We start from the raw sequence: 20,765 nt of genomic DNA on the forward strand, positions 1-20,765 counted from the left end.
GCTCCCACCGTACGCGTCCTCCGTTGCTCCCTCAGGTGCTCCGGAGGGTGGCCGATCTGGAGGATGACGAGTGCCTCAGGAGGTCCATCCCCGATGTCCGTTTCCCGGTTGAACCGCACCCCGCAGACGTCCTCGGTGCCACCGGTCCGGCCGTCCGCCAGGGAACGCCACCAGCATGCCCACGACGACGCGGACGCCCTCTCCGATCGGGACCGCGAGCTGATCTACCAGGCCACCGGCCAGCGCATCGACCCCGGCCAGCGCAGTTCCGGCTGGATCAACTCGCTGGCCGGCGCGATCGCCGCGGACCGCACGGCGGGCCGGCTCGCACCGGGGCAGGAGGTGACCCCGGCGTATCTGAAGGACCTGTCCCGCCGCTACGACCAGGCCACGCCGGGCCGCAACCCGGTCGCCGGCTACCTCGAGCCGGCCCTGCGCTACCTCTCCCAGCGCGGCGACGGCCGCCTCGACGTCACCGCCTGACCGTTGCCCCTCCCGGCCTGCGGCGTGGATTCACCCGCACGGGCCGCCGGGCGGTTCGGCGCTGCCCGCCGGGCGAAACGGGGTAAGGAGGGTGACCATGACGCAGGATCCGATGGACCCCACCGCCGCCTTCCGTGAGCTCGCCCGGATCAATCTGGGCGAGACCGACCTGGACGGGGTCCTGGCCACCGTCGCGGAGCTGGCCAAGCGGACGGTGCCCGGCGCGTACGAGGTCTCGGTGACCCTGATCCGCGACCGCGGCCCGCACACCGTCGCGAGCACCGGCGAGGCCGCCGACCGGATCGACAAGTGGCAGTACGAGCGCGGCTCCGGCCCCTGCTTGGACGCCTGCCGGGACCGGACCACGCTGCTCGTCGACGACGTCGGCGCGGAGCGTCGCTGGCCCGGCTGGGAGGAGAACACCGACGTCGTCGGCGTGCACAGCGCGCTCAGCGTCGGCCTGCAGATCCACGAGCGGGTGTCCGGCGCGCTCAACATCTACGCCACCTCGGCACGTGCGTTCGACCCCGACGCGGTGGTGCTGGCCGAGACGTTCGCCGGGTACGCCGCGATCGCCCTGGCCAACGCGCACCTCTACAACACCACGCTGGCCCTGACCCGGAACCTGCAGGTCGCGATGGAGAACCGCGCGGTGATCGAGCAGGCCAAGGGCATCATCATGGGCCAGCGGCACTGCACCGCCGACGAGGCGTTCGCGATCCTGGCGAGGGCGTCCCAGGAGTCCAACCGCAAACTCCGCGAGGTCGCCACCGGCCTGGTCGACCGCGCCCAGCGGGGCTGACCCGGCCGGAGATGATCAGAGGGTGCGGTCGAGCAGGTTGCGCCAGTGCCGGACCAGCGGCGCCGGGCAGGAGATGTCGTGCACCCCGGCGGCCCGCAGCTGGTCGTGCAGCCGGACGCTGGGCCGCAGGTCGACGGCGACCAGGCACGGCACGGACCGGGACGTGGCGATCGAGGCGGCCCACTCGACCAGCTGGGCCACGATCGCCGGGAGCCGGTCCACCGGCAGCAGCACGTCGTTGCGGATGCTCCGGTCCCAGACCAGGGTGTGCTGGGCCAGGTCGGCGGTCGCGACGGTGAGCAGGTGACAGTCGTCGACCAGATCGGCGACGGTCAGCGCGGCGGCCGGGGTGGCGATGTCCAGGCCCAGGCGCCAGCGGGCGTCGGTGACCGCGGTGAACGCGGAGATCTCCCGCCGGTCCGAGACCATCGGGAGCACGACGAGCGGGTCGCCGCCCGGGAACGCCTCGATGATCGTACGAAAGGAATCGACGGCATCCGGGAGCAACGAGCGGACGCCGCGCCGGCCGAATGACGCCGCCGGCGGACCGCCGGCCTGCTCGTCGAACCACCGGACAGCCGGCAGCGAGCGGTCCGACCCGGCCAGCAGCCGCCACAGCTCGGCGCGATCGGTCGCGGTCAGCGCGCGCAGGTCCTCGGCGCGCAGCGGCGCCCAGCCGTCGGCCAGGTGAGCGGCCGCCCGGGCCTCGGCCGGACCGGTCACCTCGGCGTGCACGCGCAGGGTGGTGGCGCCGGCCGGCACCGGCGGCGCGGTGGTCCCGGCGTCGAAGTCGACCACCACGTCGTGGCCGAGCCAGCTGTCGTCGACGGTCACCCCGGTCAGCACTGGGACCGGCAGCGACCACAGCGCGCGGGCCTCCGGCGCGTACGGGGTGACCGCCTCCTCGACGATCACCCCGGAGAGCCGGGGTGCCATCGCGCGGATCAGGTCGGCGTCGGGTTTCTCCAGGTAGAGCAGGACCTGACCGAAGACGATCTCCTCGATGCCGGTGCGGTCCACCAGGAGGCCGCGGTGCCGGCCGTAGCCGTACGCGATACCTGGCTCGTCGCCGGTCCGGTCACTCATCCGCCACCTCGCCTCGTTGAGGCCGACAGTAGCCGCGACCGGACGTCACCGCTGCCCGCGCTTCGGGCAGTCGGGCTCACCGCTTCGTATAGATGACCCCCACCTTGTCGAGTTCGGTGCCGGCCCGGCCGTGGAACCCGGCGATCTGCCAGCCGGCCGGCGCGGTACGCGTCACGCAGTCCGATGTGGTGCTCCCGCCGGCCAGGGTGCGGCCCAGGCTGGTGGTGAACCGGGCGTAGAAGATCCGGGTCCGCGAGTTGTAGACACCCCGGCACAGGGAGAGGCCGGTCACGTACTCGCCGCTGCCGAGGGTCAGCGCCGTGGCCGTGCCGCCGGTCCCGCCGTGGCTGAGCGCGCCCAGCGACACCGCGTCGACCCGGGAACCGGCCCGCAGCCCCACGGTGGTGGCCGCCGCGGCGCGCTCGACGTCGTTGAAGTAGTCGCCGTGCGGGCCGCCGAACTGCTCGCTGAACTGGTACGCCGGGTTCACCGTCCAGGAGAAGCCGGCGCTGATCGGGTCGTGGTCGGAGAGCATCAGCCCGTCCGCGGTGAGGAACGACGCGTGCTCGTTGTGGTACGAGGTCGCGGTCAGCGTGACCAGCCGGCTGCCCCGGTACAGGATCTTGTCGACCACCTCGCAGGTGTCCTCGGGGCAGAGCAGCGGGTCGGCGCCCTTGGCCGGGGCCACCCCGCCGCGTTCCAGCTGCACCCACGCGTCGGTCAGGCCGTTGGCGCCGGCGAACTCCGCGATGGTGTCGCCGGTCCGGGTGTACCGGGTGTTCGTGTCGCCCATCACCACGACCGCGTTGCCGGCCGAGTGGCCGGCGATGAACGTGGTGAGCTGGCTCAGGTTGTCGGCCCGGGAGGCCAGGTCACCGGCGTTCGTGCCGGCGTTGGTGTGCAGGTTGTAGAAGTCGACGTAGACGCCCTCGGCCAGCCGGGTACGACTGAACGTGAAGCCCTTGGGGGTCAGGCAGTCACCGGAGTCGTACTGGCAGGAGTTCCATCCGGCGCGCTCGAAGTCGTCGGTGTCGTACGCGTAGGAGGACAGGCTGTTCAGCCCGGAGCCGATGCCGGCGCCGCCGCTGGTCGGGGTGCGGTAGGCGTGCGTGTCGGTGGCGTACAGATAGGCGTGGTAGTTGAAGTCCTCCTGCACGTGGATCACGTCGTACCCGGAGATCCGGGAGCCGATCGCGGTCGTCGCGGACTGCCGATCCGTTTCCGCACTGGACAGGATGTCGGGTAGTCCGGCAATGTTGTAGGAAAGAACCTTCAGAGTTCCGCCGGTGGGTGCGGCGGACGCGGGGGCGGTGGGGACGGCGATCAGGGTGGCGGTCAGCGCCACGATCGCGACGGGGATGCGTGTGGTGAGCACGATCCGGACGCTAGGGCCCGAACCGCCCGATAGGAAGACCCCAGCATCGGTACGTTCATCGATGTTCACGCTCACATCCGCGGTTGTTACCCGCGAGTTGGAAACCCGCACGAAAGCTGGGCCGCGATCTTGCCCCGCTACCGCCTCGTGGAGTTTCCCCATGCCTCCGATCTCCGTGAGCCGCCGGACCGTCCTGCGCGCCTCCGCCGCCGGCCTTCTCGCCGGCCCCGTACTTCGCGGGTCCGCCGCCTCCGCCGCCGTCGTCCCCGCGGCTTTTGTGGACAGCTACCAGACCAACCTCACGGCGAACCTGACCGTCGAGACCAACGCCGCCGTGCGGATCCTCTCCGGCGTCCAGCGGGTCTGGGCCACCGGCGCCACCTGGAACACCGGCACCGTCCTGGACCGCGCGTTCCTGCGCGCCAACATCCGGTACGTCGAGCAGGTCACCACGCACCGCACCGACGCCGAGGCGGCCACGGCGTTCGTCGTCGACCGCCAGCACCAGAGCTACTCGACGATCGCCGGGCTCGGCCCGCTGGCCCCGCTCTACCGGGCCGGCGCACTCGCCGTCACCGGCATCACCACGGCGCCCGCCGGCACGCCGGCGACCACGGTCAGCGACGCCGTACCGGCCGGCGCCCCGGCCGGCTCGGCGCTCGGCGCGGGCTCCACCACCTCCGCGCTCGGCAAGGTGGCCACCCTGGTCAACACGCTGCGCGGCAGCTTCTCGTCGGGCAACCCGGCGAAGTTCGCGTTCCAGTACCCGCGCCCGTGGCGGCTCACCGGGGACAGCCGGGTCGCCGACACCGGCGCGGTGGACGCGTTCGGCTTCCCGGTCTACGCGTCCGGCGTGGTCGTGGCGCCGGCGCTGCTGCGTCAGCGCGGGACCAGCCCGGCCGAGGACGGCGGGTACGTCAGCGGCCACACCAACGCGCTCTTCCTGGCCGCGCTCGCCTACGCGTACGCCGTGCCGGAGCGCTTCCAGGAGCTGGTGGCCACCGCGTACGACCTGGCGCACACCCGGATCGTGGCCGGCATGCACTCCCCCGCCGACGTGATCGGCGGCCGGATCCTGGCCACCGCGCTGGCCGCCGCGATCCTGCGCGACCCGGCGAACGCCACGGTCAAGGCGGACGCGCGGGCGCAGGCCCTCGCCTACTTCCAGGCCCAGGTCGGCCCGGACGTCCTCGGCTACGCACGCTCCACCGAGGCCGAGCGCAAGATCAACGTCAAGAACGTCAGGCACAAGCACACGTACGACCTGCCGGCGCACGGCAAGCGCGTCCCGGTCACCGTGCCCACCGGCGCCGAGGTGCTGCTCGAGACCCGGCTGCCGTACCTGGACGCCGAGCAGCGCCGCGAGGTGCTCCGGACCACCGGCCTGACCTCCGGCCACCCGATCCTGGACGGCCCGGAGCAGTGGGGCCGGCTGAACCTGTTCGCGGCCGCCGACGGCTACGGCGCGTTCGACGCCGGCGTCGCGGTGACCCTGGACGCCGCGCTCGGCGGCTTCCACGCCGCCGACACCTGGCGCAACGACATCGGCGGCCGGGGCGGGCTGGTCAAGCTCGGCTCGGGCGCGCTCACGCTCGCCGGCGACAACGACTTCCGGGGCGGCGTCACCCTGGCCCAGGGCACGCTGACCGCGGACTCGCGGACCGCGCTGGGCGGCGGCGACGTGACCGTCACCGGCGGCACGCTGCGCCTGGCGGACGACGGCGTGCGGGTGCGCGGCGGGTTCCGGCAGAGCGGCGGCACCCTCGCGGTGACCCTCGAGCCGCACGGCAAGACCGCGCTGACCGTCGAGGACGACGCCGTGCTCGGCGCGCACGTCACGCTGTCGATCACCGTCGGCCGGGGCTCGTTCCGCGGCCCGGTACCGGTGATCAAGGCTCGGCGCCTGCGCGGGACATTCGCCTCGGTCGTCGTGACCACGCCCGGGTTCCGGGCCGAACCGGTCACGCACGGCGACACGGTCGCGGTGCGGATCCGGGCCGTCTGACCGGGCCGGCACTGTCCACAAAGCCGCGGCGTCCTTGACAAACATCGATGCCCGGCCATTGGATGTGTCCGGGAGGTAACACGATGACCATGCGCCGGAAGTGGCTCGCCGTTCTCACCACCGCACTGGCCCTGGTCACCGCTCTGAGCGCGCCGGCCTCCGCCGCGCCCGTGGCGTGCGCCGCGCCCGCGCCCAGCACCACCCAGCCCGGATACCTGGTCTTCGATCCGGCCTGCGACCTCTCCGGCGCGCCGTTCACGCCGCTCGCCGACACGGCCGGCAAGCCGCTGTCCCGGGTGCTCACCGGCATCCGGGACGGCGCGGCGTACCGCATCGAGGTGCCGCTGCGCTGGAACGGGCAACTCGTCGTCTACGCGCACGGCTACCGCGGCACCGGCACGGTGGTCTACGTCGACAACCCCGCGCTGCGCGCGCACTACATCGCGTCCGGGTTCGCCTGGGCCGCGTCGAGTTACGCCACCAACGGGTACGACGTGGGCCAGGGTGTCCGTGACTCGTACGCGATGATCGACACGTTCCGTCAGGCCACCGGCCGGCGCGCCCGCTCGGTGATCATGAGTGGCGCGTCGATGGGCGGGCAGGTCACCGCGGTGGCGATCGAGCGGTTCCCGCGGGCGTTCGACGCGGCCATGCCGTACTGCGGGGTGCTCGGCGACACCAAGCTCTACGACTACTTCCTGGACGCGAACGTGACAGCGGCCGCGCTCGCCAAGGTGCCGATCGACTTCCCGCTCACCCCGCCCGCCGACTACCCGGCGCAGTGGCGCGCCAAGGTCGGCCAGATCCTGCCCGCGCTCGGCGTGAAAGTGGGCGCCCCGCCGGTGCTCACCCCGGCCGGCCGCACCTGGTCGGACGCGGTGGAACGGCGCAGCGGCGGGGACCGGCCCGGGTTCGACTCGGCGTTCGCGTACTGGAACGCCGCGACCTCCCTCGCCCCGCTCAACGACCTGCCGTTCCTGTTCGGCCTCTACCCCGGCCTGTCCGGCGGCACCGGCGGCATCGCCCCCGGCAACGTCACCGACAACCGCCGCACCGTGTACCGGCTCACCGACACCATCCTGCCGACCTTCCCCGAGTTCCGGCTCAACGCCGAGGTGCTGCGGGTCCAGCACACCGCGACCGCCGACCCGGGCCTGGCGGGCATCCCGCGCGTCGAAGGCCGCCCGTCCGTCCCGGTCCTCTCCCTGCACGACGTCGGCGACCTGTTCGTCCCGTTCTCGATGGAGCAGGAATACGCCCAGCGCGCCGCCCGCAACGGCCGCGCCGGCCTGTTCGTTTCCCGCGCCATCCGCGGCGTGGGCCACTGCGACTTCACCGAGCCGGAACTCGCCAAGGGCTTCGACGACCTGACCACCTGGATCCGCACCGGCCACCGCCCGGCCGGCGACGCCATCCTGGACCGCCGCACGGTAGCCTCCGCCACCTTCGGCTGCCGCTTCACCAACGGCACCCACACCGTCTTCACCGCCCCGGCCTGCCCCACCACCCCGCCCCGCCCCTGACGGACCGCTTCCCCGGTACGAGTACGGAGCACCCGCCGCAGGCCACGAGCCGCGTCCCGGGCCGGTCCCGCGCGACACCGCCGCAGGCCCGGACCGCAGCGCGCCTCACAGTCTCGGCTGGTGCTCAGGGGTGCCTCAAGGTCCTTGAGGCACCCCTGAGCACCAGCCGAGTTCCAGAACCGGGCGGGAAATCGCGACCGGCGCGCATTTCGATCAGATAGCTGCATATCTGAAATACGCCAGAATGCCACCTGGCAGATTGCCATCGCGCAATTATCCGGCCAAATGAATGAATGTACCCTCACTGGCTCCGGTTGGGCACAATAGAAACAGATGCCCCGGGGGTGCCCATGACAGCCGACGATTCTCCGAGATCAAGGAATCGCACCGGAGACGTTTTCCGCCGTCTGATGCCGGCCGCCGTCGTGCTGATCGTCGCCGCCACGATGATCAGCACGTTCCTGGCGCCGTTCGTCCTGGCCCGGCTCTACCCGGGCGACACCGACTTCTCCCGCGTCAGCGACATCGGCCAGGCCTACGGCGCCGCCTCCGCCGTGATCTCCACCCTGGCCCTGGGCGGCGTGCTGGTCGGCCTCGTGGTCCAGTACCGCCAGTACGCCGCCGCCCGCCTGCAGAACCTCGAGGACGCCACCGAGGACCTGATCCGGCTGGCCATGGAGGAGCCGTTCTACCAGCAGTGCTGGGGCAGCCGTCTCGCCCCGGAGGAGATGGAGGAACGAGCATTCCTCTATTGCAACCGGGTGATGAAGGTCTGGAAGAAATCCTGGGCGATAAACGATCTCTCCGAGGACCAGGCACGCGCCTACCTGGCGAGCTTCTTCGACAGCACGGTCCCCCGCGAATTCTGGCGGCGACACGGCGATTGGCACACCAGGGTGAAGTCCACCAACCGTCGCGACAGCTTCCTCGCGATCGTCAATGAGGAATTCCTGCGTGCGGAAAAGGCCGGCCCACCGTCACGACCCTATGAGCCCGCGAAGCCGGTCGCGCGGAACAGGCCCACCGAGATCAACAAAACTAGCCGAACTCGCCAGCCTTGACCCCGGCGATCAGATCACGCCAAACCGCCTTGGGGACGATCAGCACGTCCTCTGGGCGCTGCGAGTTCCGCACACCCACCTCGGCGTCCAGATCGGCGACCTCCACACAGTGATGATCGCTAACGCAACGTGACGCCTTGAACCACCTAGTGTCCGACATAATCCCTTTTTCGCACTAAAGGATGATCTCAGATACTTTACACCTGATCTTGGCCGGGTGCGGCCGAGTTCGGCGAGTGTCACCAGCGCGAGCGACCCTACCCACTCGGCCTCTCCGGGCGACCAGCAGGGGCGTGCGCGACCGTCTCCTCCAGGATCTGCCGGAACGTGCGGGCCGCCGGCGACTCCGCACCCGCGAGCCGCTGGGACGTGAAGATCGTCCGACGCGGGGTGTCGGCCAGCGTCAGCAGCCGGCACGACGTCGGCCGGCCGGCCCAGACCAGGTCCGGGATCAGGGCGACGGCGTTGCCGGACTCGACCAGGCGCATGTGGGCCTGCAGGTCGGCGGTTTCGTAGCGGACGTCCGGTTCGAAGCCGGCCCGGCGGCACAGCTGTTCGGCGAAGTGGCGGGAGGCCGCGCCCCGGGGTTCCATCACCCAGGGCATCCGGCGGGCGGCGTCGAGGGAGTCGACCGGGTGCAGGGACTCCGACTCGGCCGGGAGCGCCAGGCGGATCGCGTCGGTGCACAGGTCGCGGCGATCCAGGCCGGGGTGGTGTGGGGCGGCGTGTGCCGGGTACTGCTCGGCGATCACCATGTCGAAATCGCGGAGCCAGGTCTCGCGGAGCGCCTCCTCGGGCTCGCGCTGGACCATCTCCACCCGTACGTCGGGAAAACGCGCGGCCGTGGCGCGCAGAGCGGCCGGCATGAACGCGAGCGCCGCGGATTGGAAGACGGCTACCCGGACCCGGCCGGTGACCCGGGTGGCCGCGGCCTGCAGTCGCGCCTCGGCGCGCTCCAGGGTGTCGAGCACCTCGGCGACCGAGGCGACCAGCACCTCGGCCTGCGGGGTGAGCTGGACCCGGCGGCCGGCCTTGCGCAGCAGCACCGTGCCGGTCTCCTTCTCCAGCTGGCTGAGCTGCTGGGAGACCGCGGACGGGGTGAAGTTGAGCGCCTCGGCGACGGCGGCCAGGGTGCCACGGATGGCGAGCTCGCGGAGCAGGATCAGACGGCGGATCTCCAGCACGCCGACACATTAGCTCAACTGAAGATTACCCATCATGAATGGTCGCTTTTCCTAACCGGATGCCGGACGCAGACTGACGGCGAAACCGAAAGGAGCATCCCGATGCCTGAGATCGCCGAAGAGACGATCACCCTCGTGCGTCGCTGGCTGCGTGAAGCGTCGACCGTGCCGGTCGGTGGCTCCGCTGCCCAGCTGGCCGGCCTGCTGCGCGACCCGAAGGGGCTGGCGTTCGCGGTCGGTTTCGTCGACGGGGTGGTCCGGCCGGAGGACCGCCGGGTCAGCGCCCGCACCCTGCACGCCCTGGCCGCTGACGTGCCCGCGTTCCTGCCCGCGCACCTGCGCGCCGCGGTGAAGCTCGGCGGCGCGCTCGCCCCGATCATGCCGGGGGTGGTCGTCCCGATCGCCCGCCGCGCGCTGCGCCAGATGGTCGGTCACCTGATCGTCGACGCGTCCGACGCCCGCCTCGGCCGGGCGATCAAAAAGATCAAGAAGCGTGGCGTACGCCTGAACGTCAACCTGCTCGGCGAGGCGGTCCTGGGCCGTGGTGAGGCGTCCCGGCGGCTCGGCGACACCGAGCGGCTGCTGGCCCGCGCCGACGTCGACTACGTGTCGATCAAGGTGTCGGCGACCGTCTCCCCGCACAACGCGTGGGCGTTCGACGAGGCCGTCGACGACATCACGGCGAAGCTGCTCCCCCTGTTCACCACGGCCGCCCGGACCGGCAAGTTCGTGAACCTGGACATGGAGGAGTACAAGGACCTCGACCTGACCATCGCGGTCTTCACCCGCCTGCTGGACCGTCCCGACCTGCTCGGGTTGGAGGCCGGCATCGTGCTGCAGGCCTACCTGCCGGACGCGCTGGGCGCGATGACCCGGCTGCAGGAGTGGGCCGCGGCGCGGCGCGAGCGCGGCGGCGCCGGGATCAAGGTGCGCCTGGTCAAGGGCGCCAACCTGCCGATGGAGCGGGTCGAGGCGGCCGTGCACGGCTGGCCGGTGGCGACCTGTGACAGCAAGCAGGCCACCGACACCAACTACAAGCGGGTCCTCGACTACGCGCTGCACCCGGACCGGATCCGCAACGTCCGGCTGGGCGTGGCCGGGCACAACCTGTTCGACGTGGCGTACGCCTGGACTCTGGCCGGCCACCGGGACGTGCGGGACGGCATCGAGTTCGAGATGCTCCTCGGGATGGCCGAAGGCCAGGCCGAGGCGGTCCGCCGTGAGGTCGGCGGGCTGCTGCTCTACACGCCGGTGGTGCACCCGAAGCAGTTCGACGTGGCGATCGCGTACCTGATCCGCCGCCTCGAGGAGGGCGCCAGCTCGGACAACTTCATGTCCGCGGTCTTCGAGCTGCACGCCGACCAGTCGCTGTTCGAGCGGGAGAAGGAGCGCTTCCTCGCATCCCTGAGCGACCTCGGCTCCGCGGTCGCGCCGACCCCGAACCGGGTCGCGGACCGCTACGCGGCCGTCCCGGTCTCCTCGCCCGGCCACTTCGAGAACACCCCGGACACCGACCCGGCCATCGCTTCGCACCGTGATCGGATGCGCGCCCTGCTGGCCCGGGTGCCGTCCTCCACGCTCGGCCTGGACCTGGTGCGGGTCGACAAGGCCGGGGTGCTCGACGAGCTTCTCGGCAAGGCCGCCGCCGCCAATTGGGGCGGCGCGGACCGCCGCGCGGTGCTGCACCAGGTCGGCGTCGCGCTGGAGAAGAACCGCGACGTCCTGCTCGAGGTGATGGTCGCCGAGGCCGGCAAGACCATCGACCAGGCCGACCCGGAGGTCTCCGAGGCGATCGACTTCGCGCACTACTACGCGGAGCTGTCCGCCGCCGAGGTCGACGGCGCCACCCCGGTGCCGGCCCGGGTCACCCTGGTCACGCCGCCGTGGAACTTCCCGGTGGCGATCCCGGCCGGTTCCATGCTGGCCGCGCTGGCCGCCGGTTCGGCAGTGGTGCTCAAGCCGGCCGGTCCGGCCGAGCGCTGCGGGACGGTGCTCGCCGGGATCGTCCGGGACGCGCTCGCCGCGGCCGGCGCCGACCCGGACCTGGTCACCCTGCTGCAGGTGGACGAGGCCGGGCTGGGCCGGGAGCTGATCTCGCACGCGCTGGTCGACCGGGTGATCCTGACCGGCGCGTACGAGACCGCCGCGCTGTTCCGGTCGTTCCGCCCCGAGCTGCCGCTGCTCGCCGAGACCAGCGGCAAGAACGCGATCATCGTGACCCCGAGCGCTGACCTCGACCTGGCCGTGAAGGACGTGGTGGCGTCCGCGTTCGGGCACGCCGGGCAGAAGTGCTCGGCCGCGTCGCTGGTCGTCCTGGTCGGGTCGGTGGCCCGGTCGCAGCGGTTCCGCACCCAGCTGATGGACGCGGTGTCGTCGCTCGAGGTCGGCTGGCCGTGGGAGATGCGCACCCAGGTCGGCCCGCTGGTCGAGCCGGCCACCGGGAAGCTGCTCGACGGGCTGACCACGCTCGGCGCCGGCGAGAGCTGGCTGCTGGCGCCGGCGAAACTGGACGAGTCCGGCAAGCTGTGGAGCCCGGGCATCCGGGACGGGGTGCGGCGCGGGTCGGCGTACCACCTGACCGAGTACTTCGGGCCGATCCTCGGGATCATGACGGCGGACACCCTGGACGAGGCGATCGACCTGGTCGACGAGGTGGACTACGGGCTGACCTCGGGGCTGCACTCGCTGGACGCGGGCGAGGTGCGTACCTGGCTGGACCGGGTCCAGGCCGGCAACCTCTACGTGAACCGGAGCATCACCGGCGCGATCGTGCGCCGGCAGCCGTTCGGCGGCTGGAAGCGCTCCGCGGTCGGCCCCGGCACCAAGGCCGGCGGTCCGAACTACCTGGTCGGGCTGAGCGGTTGGGCTCCGGCTCCGGCGACGGTCCAGACCGACATTGCACATCCTTCGGTACGGACATTGCTCGCCGCCGCGGCACCCGCCCTGACCGAGGACCAGCTGGCCTCGGTGACACGGGCGGCCGGCAGTGACGCGGCCGCGTGGGCGGCGGCGTTCGGGCGGGCCGAGGACGTGTCGGCGCTCGGCGTCGAACGCAACGTGCTGCGCTACCTGCCGGCACCGGTCACGGTGCGGCTGTCGGCCGACGGGTCGCTCGCCGACCTGGTCCGGGTGCTCGCGGCCGGGCTGCTGGCCGGCGCGCCGGTCCGGGTGTCCAGCGCCCAGCCGGTGCCCGCGGCGCTCGCCCCGGACGCGGTCGTGGAGCCGGACGCCGCGTTCGCGGCCGGGCTCACCGGCGCCGGCCGGGTCCGCCTGATCGGCGGCTCGGTCACCTCGCTGGCCGTCACCACCGGCGGGCGCCCCGACCTGGCGATCTGGTCCGGCCCGGTGGTCGAGGCCGGCCGGGTGGAGCTGCTGCCGTTCCTGCGCGAGCAGGCGGTCAGCATCACCGCCCACCGCTTCGGCAACCCCCTCCCCCTGGCCGCCGAAGTCCTGTAACTCCCGGTCCCCCGGCTGGCCCTCAGGGGTGCCTCAGCACCCCTGAGACACCCCCGAAAACCAGCCGGGGCACGGTCCACCGGCTGGGCCTCAGGGGTGCCTCGGCACCCCTGAGGCACCCCTGAGAGCCAGCTCGCGGTCTGCGGCCGTCAGACGATCGTGAAGCCGGGTGGGAGGGGCTCGCGGCCGGTGAGGGCGCGCAGCAGGGGGACGCCGGCGCCGAGGGCGAGGGCGGAGCGGTAGGCGAGCCGGACCGACTCGGCGACCGTCTCCACCGGCAGGTCCAGGTCGAGGCCGGTCGCGGCGGCCGCGTCCAGCCCGTGCACCACCAGCTCGAACGTGCGCGTCGGGATCCAGTCCCGGACCCGCATGCCACCCGCCGCGGTGAGCACCAGGTCGTCGTCGTTGACCTGGGACAGCGCCGCGGTGGCCCGCCCGATCAGCGTGCTGATCTGCTCGGCCGGCTGCTCGCCCAGCTCCTCGGCGGCGATCACCTGCTCGGCCTCCCGGGCGTACGCGAAGAAGCCCTCGGTGGTCTCCACGTCCACCTGCGGCGCCCGGGTGGCGAGCACCTCGGGCACCTGACGCAGCGCCGAGCCGGCCGTGTGGCCGAGCAGCTCACGCAGCGTCCAGTCACCCAGGCCCGGCTCGTCCAGGCGCTCCGGCGGGAGGTTCGCGACCAGCCCGGCGTACGCGATCGCGGCGGAGCGGAAAGTCCGTCGGTAGTCCATCGCTCCAATCTGCCAGACCGGAGCGATCTCGCTAACAGCGTTCCGCCCCGAACCTGGGTAGCCTCCGCGCGTGCTTCTCCCGCTGCCCCCGGGCAATTTCCAGGCGTACCTGTTCGACTGCGACGGCACCATCACCGACTCGATGCCGCTGCACTACCAGGCGTGGACCACGACCCTCGCGCAGTGGGGGTGCGAGTTCCCGGAGGACCTGTTCTACGCGTGGGGCGGGCGGCCCGCCGTCGACATCGTCGCCGACCTGAACGCGCGGTACGGGCTGGCCATGCCGGTGGCCGCGGTCGCCGACCAGCGGGAAGCGGTGTTCCAGGCCGGGCTCGGCACGGTCCGTGCGGTGCCCGGGGTGCTCGAGCACATCGAGGAGGCGTACCGCAGGGTGCCGTTCGCGGTGGTCTCCGGCAGCACCCGGGACTCGGTGACCACCTCGCTGACCGCGCTCGGCCTGCTGGACCGGTTCCCGGTGCTGGTCTGCGCCGAGGACTACGCCCGGCCGAAGCCGGACCCGGAGGGATATCTCACCGCGGCCCGGCTGGTCGGCGTCGACCCGGAGAAATGCCTGGTCTTCGAGGACACCGAGCTCGGCGTGCAGGCGGCCGAGGCTGCCGGGATGGCGTGCGTCAAGGTTCCGGCCCCGTGGGAACGTTAAGGTCATCCAGATGATCGATGCCTTCCAGGAGATCCCGCCGACCACTCTCGCCGACGTGCTCGGCCGCGACCAGGTGATGGACATCGGGATCCGGCCGCTCTGGACGCCGGTGCCCCGGGTCGCCGGTCCGGCGTTCACGGTGCGCTGCCAGCCCGGCGACAACCTGATGCTGCACGCCGCGATCTACCGGGCCGCGCCCGGCTCGGTGATCGTCGTCGAGTCCGGTGACCTGGACTACGCGCTGGCCGGCGGCAACGTCTGCGCGGTCGCCCACCGCAACGGCGTGGCCGCGTTCGTCCTGGACGGGCTGATCCGCGACCTCGGCGAGGTGCGCGAGCTCGGCTTCCCGGTCTTCGCCCGCGGTGTCATCCCGATCCCCGGCACCAAGGACAAACGCGGTGCGCACGGCGAGCCGGTCCGGTGCGGCGGCGTCACGGTGCGCCCGGGTGACACCGTGGTGGCCGACGAGGAGGGCATCGTGGTCGTCCCGTCCGCCCGGCACGACGAGGTGCTCGCCGCGGCACAGGCCAAGCTGGCCAAGGAGGCCACCGAGTCGCTCGACGACTGGGCGACGGCGCACCGCGCCCGGATCGAGAAGGCCCTGGGCCAGGGCTGATCACCAGCGGTTGTGGGACTCCTCGGCCCAGCCGGTGAGGCCGTCCAGGTCGATCTTGCGGCCGTCGGAGGCGCGGGCCCAGCCGGAGAAACGGCCGAAGCACTGGTGGGTCTCGCCGGCCACCACGCCGAGGCTGGTCCGGGACACCCGCTCGTGGAACGGCTCGAACGTCACGTCGACGCCCTGGCCGGTGATCCGCCAGGGTTTCAGCCAGTCGCCGCGGTCGTACTCCCAGCGCAGGTCGGCACCGATCTTGTGGAGGCGGCCCTCCTCGAAGACGCCGTTCTCGGTGTTGCCGGTGCCGTCGGTCCACTTGCCGCCCAGCTGCACGGCCCGGTCGCCGTCCGCGCCGGCCGCCCAGTTCCAGGTCGCCGAGTACGGCCACCGGCCCCGGCCGTGGTCGAGCGTCGCGTACGCGCCCCGCTCCGGGATGACGTGCTCGACGCCGTTGACGACCAGGCGGCCGTGCACCGGGCGGCCGACGTCCTTGACCGTGTACTGGAACCGGCTGCGGCTCCAGGCGACCACCACGCCCAGCGAGTCCCGGCCCTCGACGGACGGCATGGACAGGTCGACCTCCAGGCCGCCGCCGTGCGCGCGGACCGTCGTACCCTCGGGATTTTGATCGATGTCGATCGTGACGCCGCCGCCGGACACCGACACCCGCCCGGTTCCGCTGCGGTCCGGAAGGACCGCGCCGCGGGCGAGCGGGACCGTCGCGTCCACCGCGATCTCCTTGCCGCTGACCCGGTCGAGCAGGTAGAGGCTGTTGACGCCGGCGTAGTCCAGCGAGGACGCGACCACACCGAGGATGTGCGCCGGGGTGACCACGCCCCAGTACTCCCAGCGCTTGTTGCGGCCCCAGCCCCGCAGGTTCGACCGGTGCAGCGGCTTGCGGCTCCAGCCGACGGCGGCCGGGTTCAGACGGCCGTCCGGCAGGCACAGGTCGACCGGCTCGGTGATCTGGATCTCGTGCGTCACCGGCGCAGGTTACCGCCGAGTCAACCCGGCGTCGCGCGGTGGATGGTCAACTGACCAGCACGCGTCCGCTTTGCGGCTTTAGCCACCCGGCGACGGTCATAAGGTGGGTGGCACCGGCCGCCGCCCGGCACCGGAGGCGAAGGAGGCGATCAGCGTGTTCCTCGACGAGAAGACCTGGACCGGCAACATCCTCATCGGCGGTGAGTGGCGCCCCGGCCGTGCGGAGGCGTACGACGTCGTCGAGCCCGCCACCGGCGACGTCCTCGGCCGGATCGGCCGGGCCACCCCCGCCGACGTGGCCGAGGCCGCGGAGAAGGCCGCCGAGGCGCAGCGGGCCTGGGCCACCACCCCGCACCCGCGCCGGGCCGCCGTGCTGCGCCGCGCCGCCGCGCTCTGGGCCGAGCACGGCGAGGAGATCGCCTGGTGGAACGTGCGCGAGGTGGGCGCCATTCCGGCGATGGCCGGTTTCGCCCTGCACGTCGCCGAGCAGGAGTGCTACGAGGCGGCGTCGCTGCCCAGCCGCCCGTACGGCGAGCTGCTCCCCAGCGAGGAACCGCGGCTGTCGATGTCCCGGCGGGTGCCGGCCGGCGTGGTCGCGGTGATCGCGCCGTTCAACGTGCCGATCATCCTGGCCATCCGCTCGGTCGCGCCGGCCCTGGCGCTCGGCAACGCGGTGCTGCTCAAACCGGATCCGCGCACCGCGGTCACCGGCGGCGTCACCCTGGCCCGGATCTTCGAGGAGGCCGGCCTGCCGGAGGGGCTGCTGCAGGTGCTGCCCGGCGGCGCCGACGTCGGCGAGGCCCTGGTCACCCACCCGCTGGTCCGGGTGATCTCGTTCACCGGCTCGACCCGGGCCGGCCGCCGGGTCGGCGCGCTCGCCGGGGAGCACCTCAAACGCGCCCACCTGGAGCTGGGCGGCAACTCCGCGATGATCGTCCTCGACGACGCGGACGTCGACCAGGCGGTGGCCGCCGCGTCCTTCGGGTCGTACTTCCACCAGGGTCAGATCTGCATGACCACCGGGCGGCACCTGGTGCACGAGCGGCTCTACGACGACTTCGTGGAGCGGCTCGCCGCGAAGGCCGCGGCGCTCCCGGTCGGCGACCCGGCCCGGGCGCAGGTGGTGCTCGGCCCGATCATCGACGCCGCCCAGCGCGACAAGATCCACTCGCTGGTGACCGGCTCGGCCACGGCGGGCGCCCGGATCGCGGCCGGCGGGACGTACGAGAATCTGTTCTACTCCCCCACCGTGCTGGCCGACGTCACCGAGACCACGCCGGCCTTCACCGAGGAGATCTTCGGGCCGGTCGCGCCGGTGATCCGCTTCCGCGACCCGGCCGAGGCGATCCGGCTGGCCACCGCCGGGGAGTACGGGCTGTCCCTGGGCATCATCACCCGGGACGTCCTGGCCGGCCTGGCCCTGGCCGACCGGGTGCCGACCGGCATCGTGCACATCAACGACCAGACCGTCAGCGACGAGGCGAACAGCCCGTTCGGCGGGGTGGCGGCGTCCGGCACCGGCGCGCGGTTCGGCGGCGCGGCCGCCAACGTCGAGGCGTTCACCGAGACCCGCTGGGTGACGGTCCGCGATCAGCCGCCGTCCTATCCGTTCTGAGCATCCGGGCAACTGGTTTCGGGCTCGTTACCATCCGCCCGGGATGCTTGCCTTTCATGCATCCTCATCAATAATGACGCCATGAGAAAGGCCGAAACAGGGGCTGTCGAGCACCGCGGCACGGATTCTCATCCCGCGGCTCGACCCCGCCCACCCGATGCCATCCACCCGTCACCACCGGCCCGGCGAACGCCGATGAGGCCGGTGGTGCCATGAGCCCGGTGGCCGCTCCAGCGGCTCCATCCCGCGGCCGGGCCGCTTCCTCGTCCCGGTCCGTCCTTCCGTCCCGGCCCGCTTCTTCGTCCCGGCCCGCTGCCCGGCACGGTCAGAACCGGCCACCAGGCCGCCGGCCCACGATCAGATCAACCCCTTTCCGGTACGACCAGCTGACCCCCGCCACCCCGTCCGGCCCGGCGACATCCGCCCCGCCGCGGGAGCACCCGACTCCTGCCCCGGCCCGGGTAACCCCCGCGCGCGCCCCGGCATCGGAGCACACCGTCCTCGCGTCGACCCCCGGCCACCCGCCGGCGGGACCGCGAGTGAGCTGCGTCCGTACCGAAAAAATCAGATCTCGAACCGCAAGTGACGCACCCGCCGCGCTGATCGACCACCTCGCGCGCCCACCACCCTCGGCCCGGTGGTTGGGAAGCGGGCTCGGGCGGGTATGCCGGAGGCACCTGCCGACTTCCTCAGGAGCGTTCGCATGCCCGCAGTACCCACGATCGAGCTCAACAACGGGATCACCATGCCGCAGGTCGGTTATGGCGTGTTCCAGATCCCGGAGGACGACACCGCGACCGCGGTGACCGCCGCGCTGGAGGCCGGTTACCGCAGCATCGACACGGCCGCCGCGTACGGCAACGAGGCCGGGGTCGGCGCCGCGCTGAAGGCCTCCGGGATCCCGCGCGACGAGCTGTTCGTCACCACCAAGCTGTGGAACAGCGACCAGGGCTACGACAGCACGCTGCGCGCGTTCGACACCAGCCTGGACCGGCTCGGGCTCGACCACCTCGACCTGTACCTGATCCACTGGCCGACGCCGAAGAACGAGCTCTACCTGGACACATGGAAGGCCTTCGAGAAGATCTACGCGGAGGGCCGGGTCCGGGCGATCGGCGTGTCCAACTTCCTGCCGGCGCACCTGCGCGCGGTCGTGGAGCTGGGCGGCACGGTGCCGGCGGTGAACCAGATCGAGGTGCACCCGGCACTCCAGCAGCGCGACGCCCAGCAGGCGAACAGCGAGCGGGGCGTGGTGACCGAGGCGTGGAGCCCGCTCGCCCAGGCCGGTGTCCTGGAGGACCCGGCGGTGACCGCGATCGCCGAGGCGCACGGGCGGACCCCGGCGCAGGTGGTGCTGCGCTGGCACGTCCAGCAGGGCCGGGTGATCATCCCGAAGTCGGTGACGCCGTCGCGGATCCGGGAGAACCTGGACCTGTTCGACTTCGCGCTGACGTCCGAGCAGGCCGCGATCATCGACGCACTGGAGAACGACGGGCGGACCGGGCCGCACCCGGACTATTTCAACTAGTGCTCTCCAGCGGCCGCTTCGTCAGCGGCCTTGTTGTCAGCGGCCTTGTTGTCAGCGGCCTTCCTCGCGTCGGCCGACCTCCACGAGGGCCAGCGCGGATTCCCCGCTGAACGGCGCCGCCGGGTCGGTGAGACGCACCCCGGCGGCGCGCGGCAGCTCCAGGTGCCCGGCCGCGAGTGCCGGCTTGACGTGCACGGCCGCGGCGATCGGGACGTCACCGGCCAGGAACTCGTGCAGCAGGCCGACCGCGACCGTGACATCCCGCCGGGCGGCTCTCATGAGATCGAACAGCTCGCCGATTCGCCTCAAGGGCGTCGCCGCGCAGACGACTAACAGCAAGTGATCCGTCACCCATCGCAGGTAAGCCCACAGCCATCGCTCAGCAACCTCACAACCACGCGCGTCACAGTAGGGGCACGTCCCCCGGTTCATGGAGGTAAGTGATGGGTCTGTTAGGCATCGTCAGCCTGGCCCTGCTGCTCGTGCAGTTCCTGCTGATCGCCCGCGCGGTGCTCGACTGGAGCGTGGCCCTGGCCGGCCCGGCGATGCCCGGCTCGATCCGCTCCCGGGTCTCGCACGGCGTCTTCGTCGTCACCGAGCCGATCCTGGCCCCGGTCCGCCGGCTGGTCCCGCCGCTGCGCGCCGGCGGTGTCTCGATCGACCTGGCCTTCATCATCGTCTTCATCGCCATCACCATCCTGCGCCGCCTGATCTGATCCGGCTCCTTCCGGCTGTCCCCATGCTCGGTCCCACCTCTTCCCGCCGCCCGATCCGGCCTTTCCGGCCGCTCGATCCGGCTTTCCGACGCTCGGCCGGTCGTCCGGTGGCCTCGCGTCGCGTGATCTGACCGGTTGACGACATCGGCCGCGTGCCCCTGGGGCGCGCGGCCGTAACGTGTCTACAGTCGCCGGGTGACCGACGCACATCGGGAAATCTTCGAACGTTATCTCTACGCCGGCGCGCTCACCCGCGACCCGGATGCGGTCGCCGGCCTGTTCACCGAGGACGGCGTCTACGAGGCCCCGCTGCTCCCGCCGGACGGCCCGCTGCCGACCCGGCTGGCCGGCCGCGAGGCGATCAGGGCCGGCATCAGCGCGTTCCAGCAGGACGACCCCGGCCCGGTCGACCCGGCCCGCTCCGGCTTCGTCCTGCACGACACCACCGACCCGGACGTCTTCATCGCCGAGATCGACGTGGTGGCCGGCGGCACCCCGTTCGCCCTGATCCAGATCTTCCGGCTCCGCGACGGCCGGATCGCCCACCTCCGCGACTACTTCCCACCCCCGAAGTAACCACGCCGCGGCCCGCAGCCGCGTCATCCGCCGCCGCGTCATCCGCGTCATTTGCGCCACGTCATCCAGCGCCGCGTCATCCGCGTCATCCAGCGCCGCGTCATCCGCGTCGTTTGCCGCCGCGTCATCCGCGTCGTCGGCCGCCGCGTTTCTGTCGCCGCGCCGTCTGTTGCCGCGCGTCGTCTGTTGCCGGCTCCGGGCCGCGGCGCGTCTCGCGGTTTCTGGCTGGTGCTCAGGGGTGCCTACCGGGCCGGGAGGCACCCCTGAGCACCAGCCGGGACCAGGACCCGCCCGGCGATCCGGGCCGACAGCGAAGGTCGCGCGGTGCGTGGCTCGGGTCAGAGGCGAAGGGCGCGCAGTGCGTCG

19 protein-coding genes are annotated in these 20,765 nt (G+C 72.2%); 12 read left to right on the plus strand and 7 right to left on the minus strand.

Annotated elements, in window-relative coordinates; all coding sequences use genetic code 11:
- Positions 1-93: 93 nt before the first annotated feature.
- Together Apa02nite_RS00365 and Apa02nite_RS00370 are read left to right on the plus strand one after the other, a co-directional pair.
- Entirely contained in the window at positions 94-483 is a 390-nt protein-coding gene (locus Apa02nite_RS00365; protein WP_203823281.1) for a hypothetical protein, read from the plus strand.
- Positions 484-580: 97 nt separating this feature from the next.
- Complete coding sequence (locus Apa02nite_RS00370) at positions 581-1,285, plus strand: GAF and ANTAR domain-containing protein (RefSeq protein WP_203823282.1); 705 nt, start codon at positions 581-583, stop codon at positions 1,283-1,285.
- 15 nt (positions 1,286-1,300) lie between these two features.
- On the opposite strand, the gene Apa02nite_RS00375 is transcribed toward Apa02nite_RS00370, so the two are convergent.
- Together Apa02nite_RS00375 and Apa02nite_RS00380 are read right to left on the minus strand one after the other, a co-directional pair.
- A complete protein-coding gene (locus tag Apa02nite_RS00375; protein ID WP_203823283.1) occupies positions 1,301-2,371 on the minus strand; it encodes a putative PEP-binding protein in 1,071 nt (356 codons plus the stop codon).
- 76 nt (positions 2,372-2,447) lie between these two features.
- Positions 2,448-3,746, minus strand: a complete 1,299-nt coding sequence (locus Apa02nite_RS00380; RefSeq protein ID WP_239164011.1) for a jacalin-like lectin — start codon at positions 3,744-3,746, stop codon at positions 2,448-2,450.
- Between the two features lie 160 nt (positions 3,747-3,906).
- Between Apa02nite_RS00380 and Apa02nite_RS00385 the strand changes: the two genes are divergently transcribed.
- The 3 genes from Apa02nite_RS00385 (at position 3,907) to Apa02nite_RS00395 (ending at position 8,335) form a co-directional block, all read left to right on the plus strand.
- Positions 3,907-5,751: a phosphatase PAP2 family protein gene (locus Apa02nite_RS00385; RefSeq protein WP_203823285.1), complete on the plus strand. Its 1,845-nt coding sequence runs from the start codon at positions 3,907-3,909 to the stop codon at positions 5,749-5,751.
- An 83-nt stretch (positions 5,752-5,834) separates the two neighbouring features.
- Positions 5,835-7,274: an alpha/beta hydrolase family protein gene (locus Apa02nite_RS00390; protein WP_203823286.1), complete on the plus strand. Its 1,440-nt coding sequence runs from the start codon at positions 5,835-5,837 to the stop codon at positions 7,272-7,274.
- A gap of 350 nt (positions 7,275-7,624) precedes the next feature.
- On the plus strand, positions 7,625-8,335 hold the full coding sequence (locus tag Apa02nite_RS00395; RefSeq protein WP_203823287.1) for a DUF6082 family protein: 711 nt from the start codon (positions 7,625-7,627) through the stop codon (positions 8,333-8,335).
- On the opposite strand, the gene Apa02nite_RS00400 is transcribed toward Apa02nite_RS00395, so the two are convergent.
- Both Apa02nite_RS00400 and Apa02nite_RS00405 read right to left on the minus strand, forming a co-directional pair.
- Positions 8,313-8,441 carry a DUF397 domain-containing protein gene (locus tag Apa02nite_RS00400; RefSeq protein WP_239164012.1) on the minus strand — a complete coding sequence of 43 codons (129 nt, stop codon included), beginning with the start codon at positions 8,439-8,441 and terminating at the stop codon, positions 8,313-8,315. The two genes, Apa02nite_RS00395 and Apa02nite_RS00400, sit on opposite strands and share 23 nt — an antisense overlap.
- A gap of 151 nt (positions 8,442-8,592) precedes the next feature.
- Complete coding sequence (locus tag Apa02nite_RS00405) at positions 8,593-9,519, minus strand: LysR family transcriptional regulator (protein ID WP_203823289.1); 927 nt, start codon at positions 9,517-9,519, stop codon at positions 8,593-8,595.
- Positions 9,520-9,621: 102 nt separating this feature from the next.
- On the opposite strand from Apa02nite_RS00405, the gene Apa02nite_RS00410 reads away from it, so the two are divergent.
- On the plus strand, positions 9,622-12,975 hold the full coding sequence (locus Apa02nite_RS00410; RefSeq protein ID WP_203823290.1) for a bifunctional proline dehydrogenase/L-glutamate gamma-semialdehyde dehydrogenase: 3,354 nt from the start codon (positions 9,622-9,624) through the stop codon (positions 12,973-12,975).
- 149 nt (positions 12,976-13,124) lie between these two features.
- Here Apa02nite_RS00410 and Apa02nite_RS00415 read toward each other — a convergent pair whose 3' ends face one another.
- Positions 13,125-13,706 carry a maleylpyruvate isomerase family mycothiol-dependent enzyme gene (locus tag Apa02nite_RS00415; protein WP_203823291.1) on the minus strand — a complete coding sequence of 194 codons (582 nt, stop codon included), beginning with the start codon at positions 13,704-13,706 and terminating at the stop codon, positions 13,125-13,127.
- Between the two features lie 70 nt (positions 13,707-13,776).
- Here Apa02nite_RS00415 and Apa02nite_RS00420 point away from each other — a divergent pair, with 70 nt between their 5' ends.
- Both Apa02nite_RS00420 and Apa02nite_RS00425 read left to right on the plus strand, forming a co-directional pair.
- Positions 13,777-14,367, plus strand: coding sequence for an HAD family hydrolase (locus tag Apa02nite_RS00420; RefSeq protein ID WP_067698211.1), 591 nt, complete (start codon positions 13,777-13,779; stop codon positions 14,365-14,367).
- A 10-nt stretch (positions 14,368-14,377) separates the two neighbouring features.
- Positions 14,378-14,983 carry an RraA family protein gene (locus Apa02nite_RS00425; RefSeq protein WP_203823292.1) on the plus strand — a complete coding sequence of 202 codons (606 nt, stop codon included), beginning with the start codon at positions 14,378-14,380 and terminating at the stop codon, positions 14,981-14,983.
- Here Apa02nite_RS00425 and Apa02nite_RS00430 read toward each other — a convergent pair whose 3' ends face one another.
- Positions 14,984-15,964 carry a DUF2804 domain-containing protein gene (locus tag Apa02nite_RS00430; protein ID WP_203823293.1) on the minus strand — a complete coding sequence of 327 codons (981 nt, stop codon included), beginning with the start codon at positions 15,962-15,964 and terminating at the stop codon, positions 14,984-14,986. It lies immediately after the preceding gene.
- A 103-nt stretch (positions 15,965-16,067) separates the two neighbouring features.
- Between Apa02nite_RS00430 and Apa02nite_RS00435 the strand changes: the two genes are divergently transcribed.
- Both Apa02nite_RS00435 and Apa02nite_RS00440 read left to right on the plus strand, forming a co-directional pair.
- Complete coding sequence (locus Apa02nite_RS00435) at positions 16,068-17,579, plus strand: aldehyde dehydrogenase family protein (protein WP_239164013.1); 1,512 nt, start codon at positions 16,068-16,070, stop codon at positions 17,577-17,579.
- Positions 17,580-18,282: 703 nt separating this feature from the next.
- Positions 18,283-19,107, plus strand: coding sequence for an aldo/keto reductase (locus Apa02nite_RS00440; RefSeq protein ID WP_203823294.1), 825 nt, complete (start codon positions 18,283-18,285; stop codon positions 19,105-19,107).
- 51 nt (positions 19,108-19,158) lie between these two features.
- Here Apa02nite_RS00440 and Apa02nite_RS00445 read toward each other — a convergent pair whose 3' ends face one another.
- Positions 19,159-19,386 carry a hypothetical protein gene (locus Apa02nite_RS00445; protein ID WP_203823295.1) on the minus strand — a complete coding sequence of 76 codons (228 nt, stop codon included), beginning with the start codon at positions 19,384-19,386 and terminating at the stop codon, positions 19,159-19,161.
- Between the two features lie 164 nt (positions 19,387-19,550).
- Between Apa02nite_RS00445 and Apa02nite_RS00450 the strand changes: the two genes are divergently transcribed.
- Complete coding sequence (locus Apa02nite_RS00450) at positions 19,551-19,823, plus strand: YggT family protein (RefSeq protein WP_203823296.1); 273 nt, start codon at positions 19,551-19,553, stop codon at positions 19,821-19,823.
- 195 nt (positions 19,824-20,018) lie between these two features.
- On the plus strand, positions 20,019-20,399 hold the full coding sequence (locus tag Apa02nite_RS00455) for a nuclear transport factor 2 family protein (protein WP_203823297.1): 381 nt from the start codon (positions 20,019-20,021) through the stop codon (positions 20,397-20,399).
- The last annotated feature ends 366 nt before the right edge of the window (positions 20,400-20,765 follow it).

The sequence above is a fragment of the Actinoplanes palleronii genome, assembly GCF_016862315.1.
In the GTDB taxonomy this organism is placed as follows: Bacteria; Actinomycetota; Actinomycetes; order Mycobacteriales; family Micromonosporaceae; genus Actinoplanes; species Actinoplanes palleronii.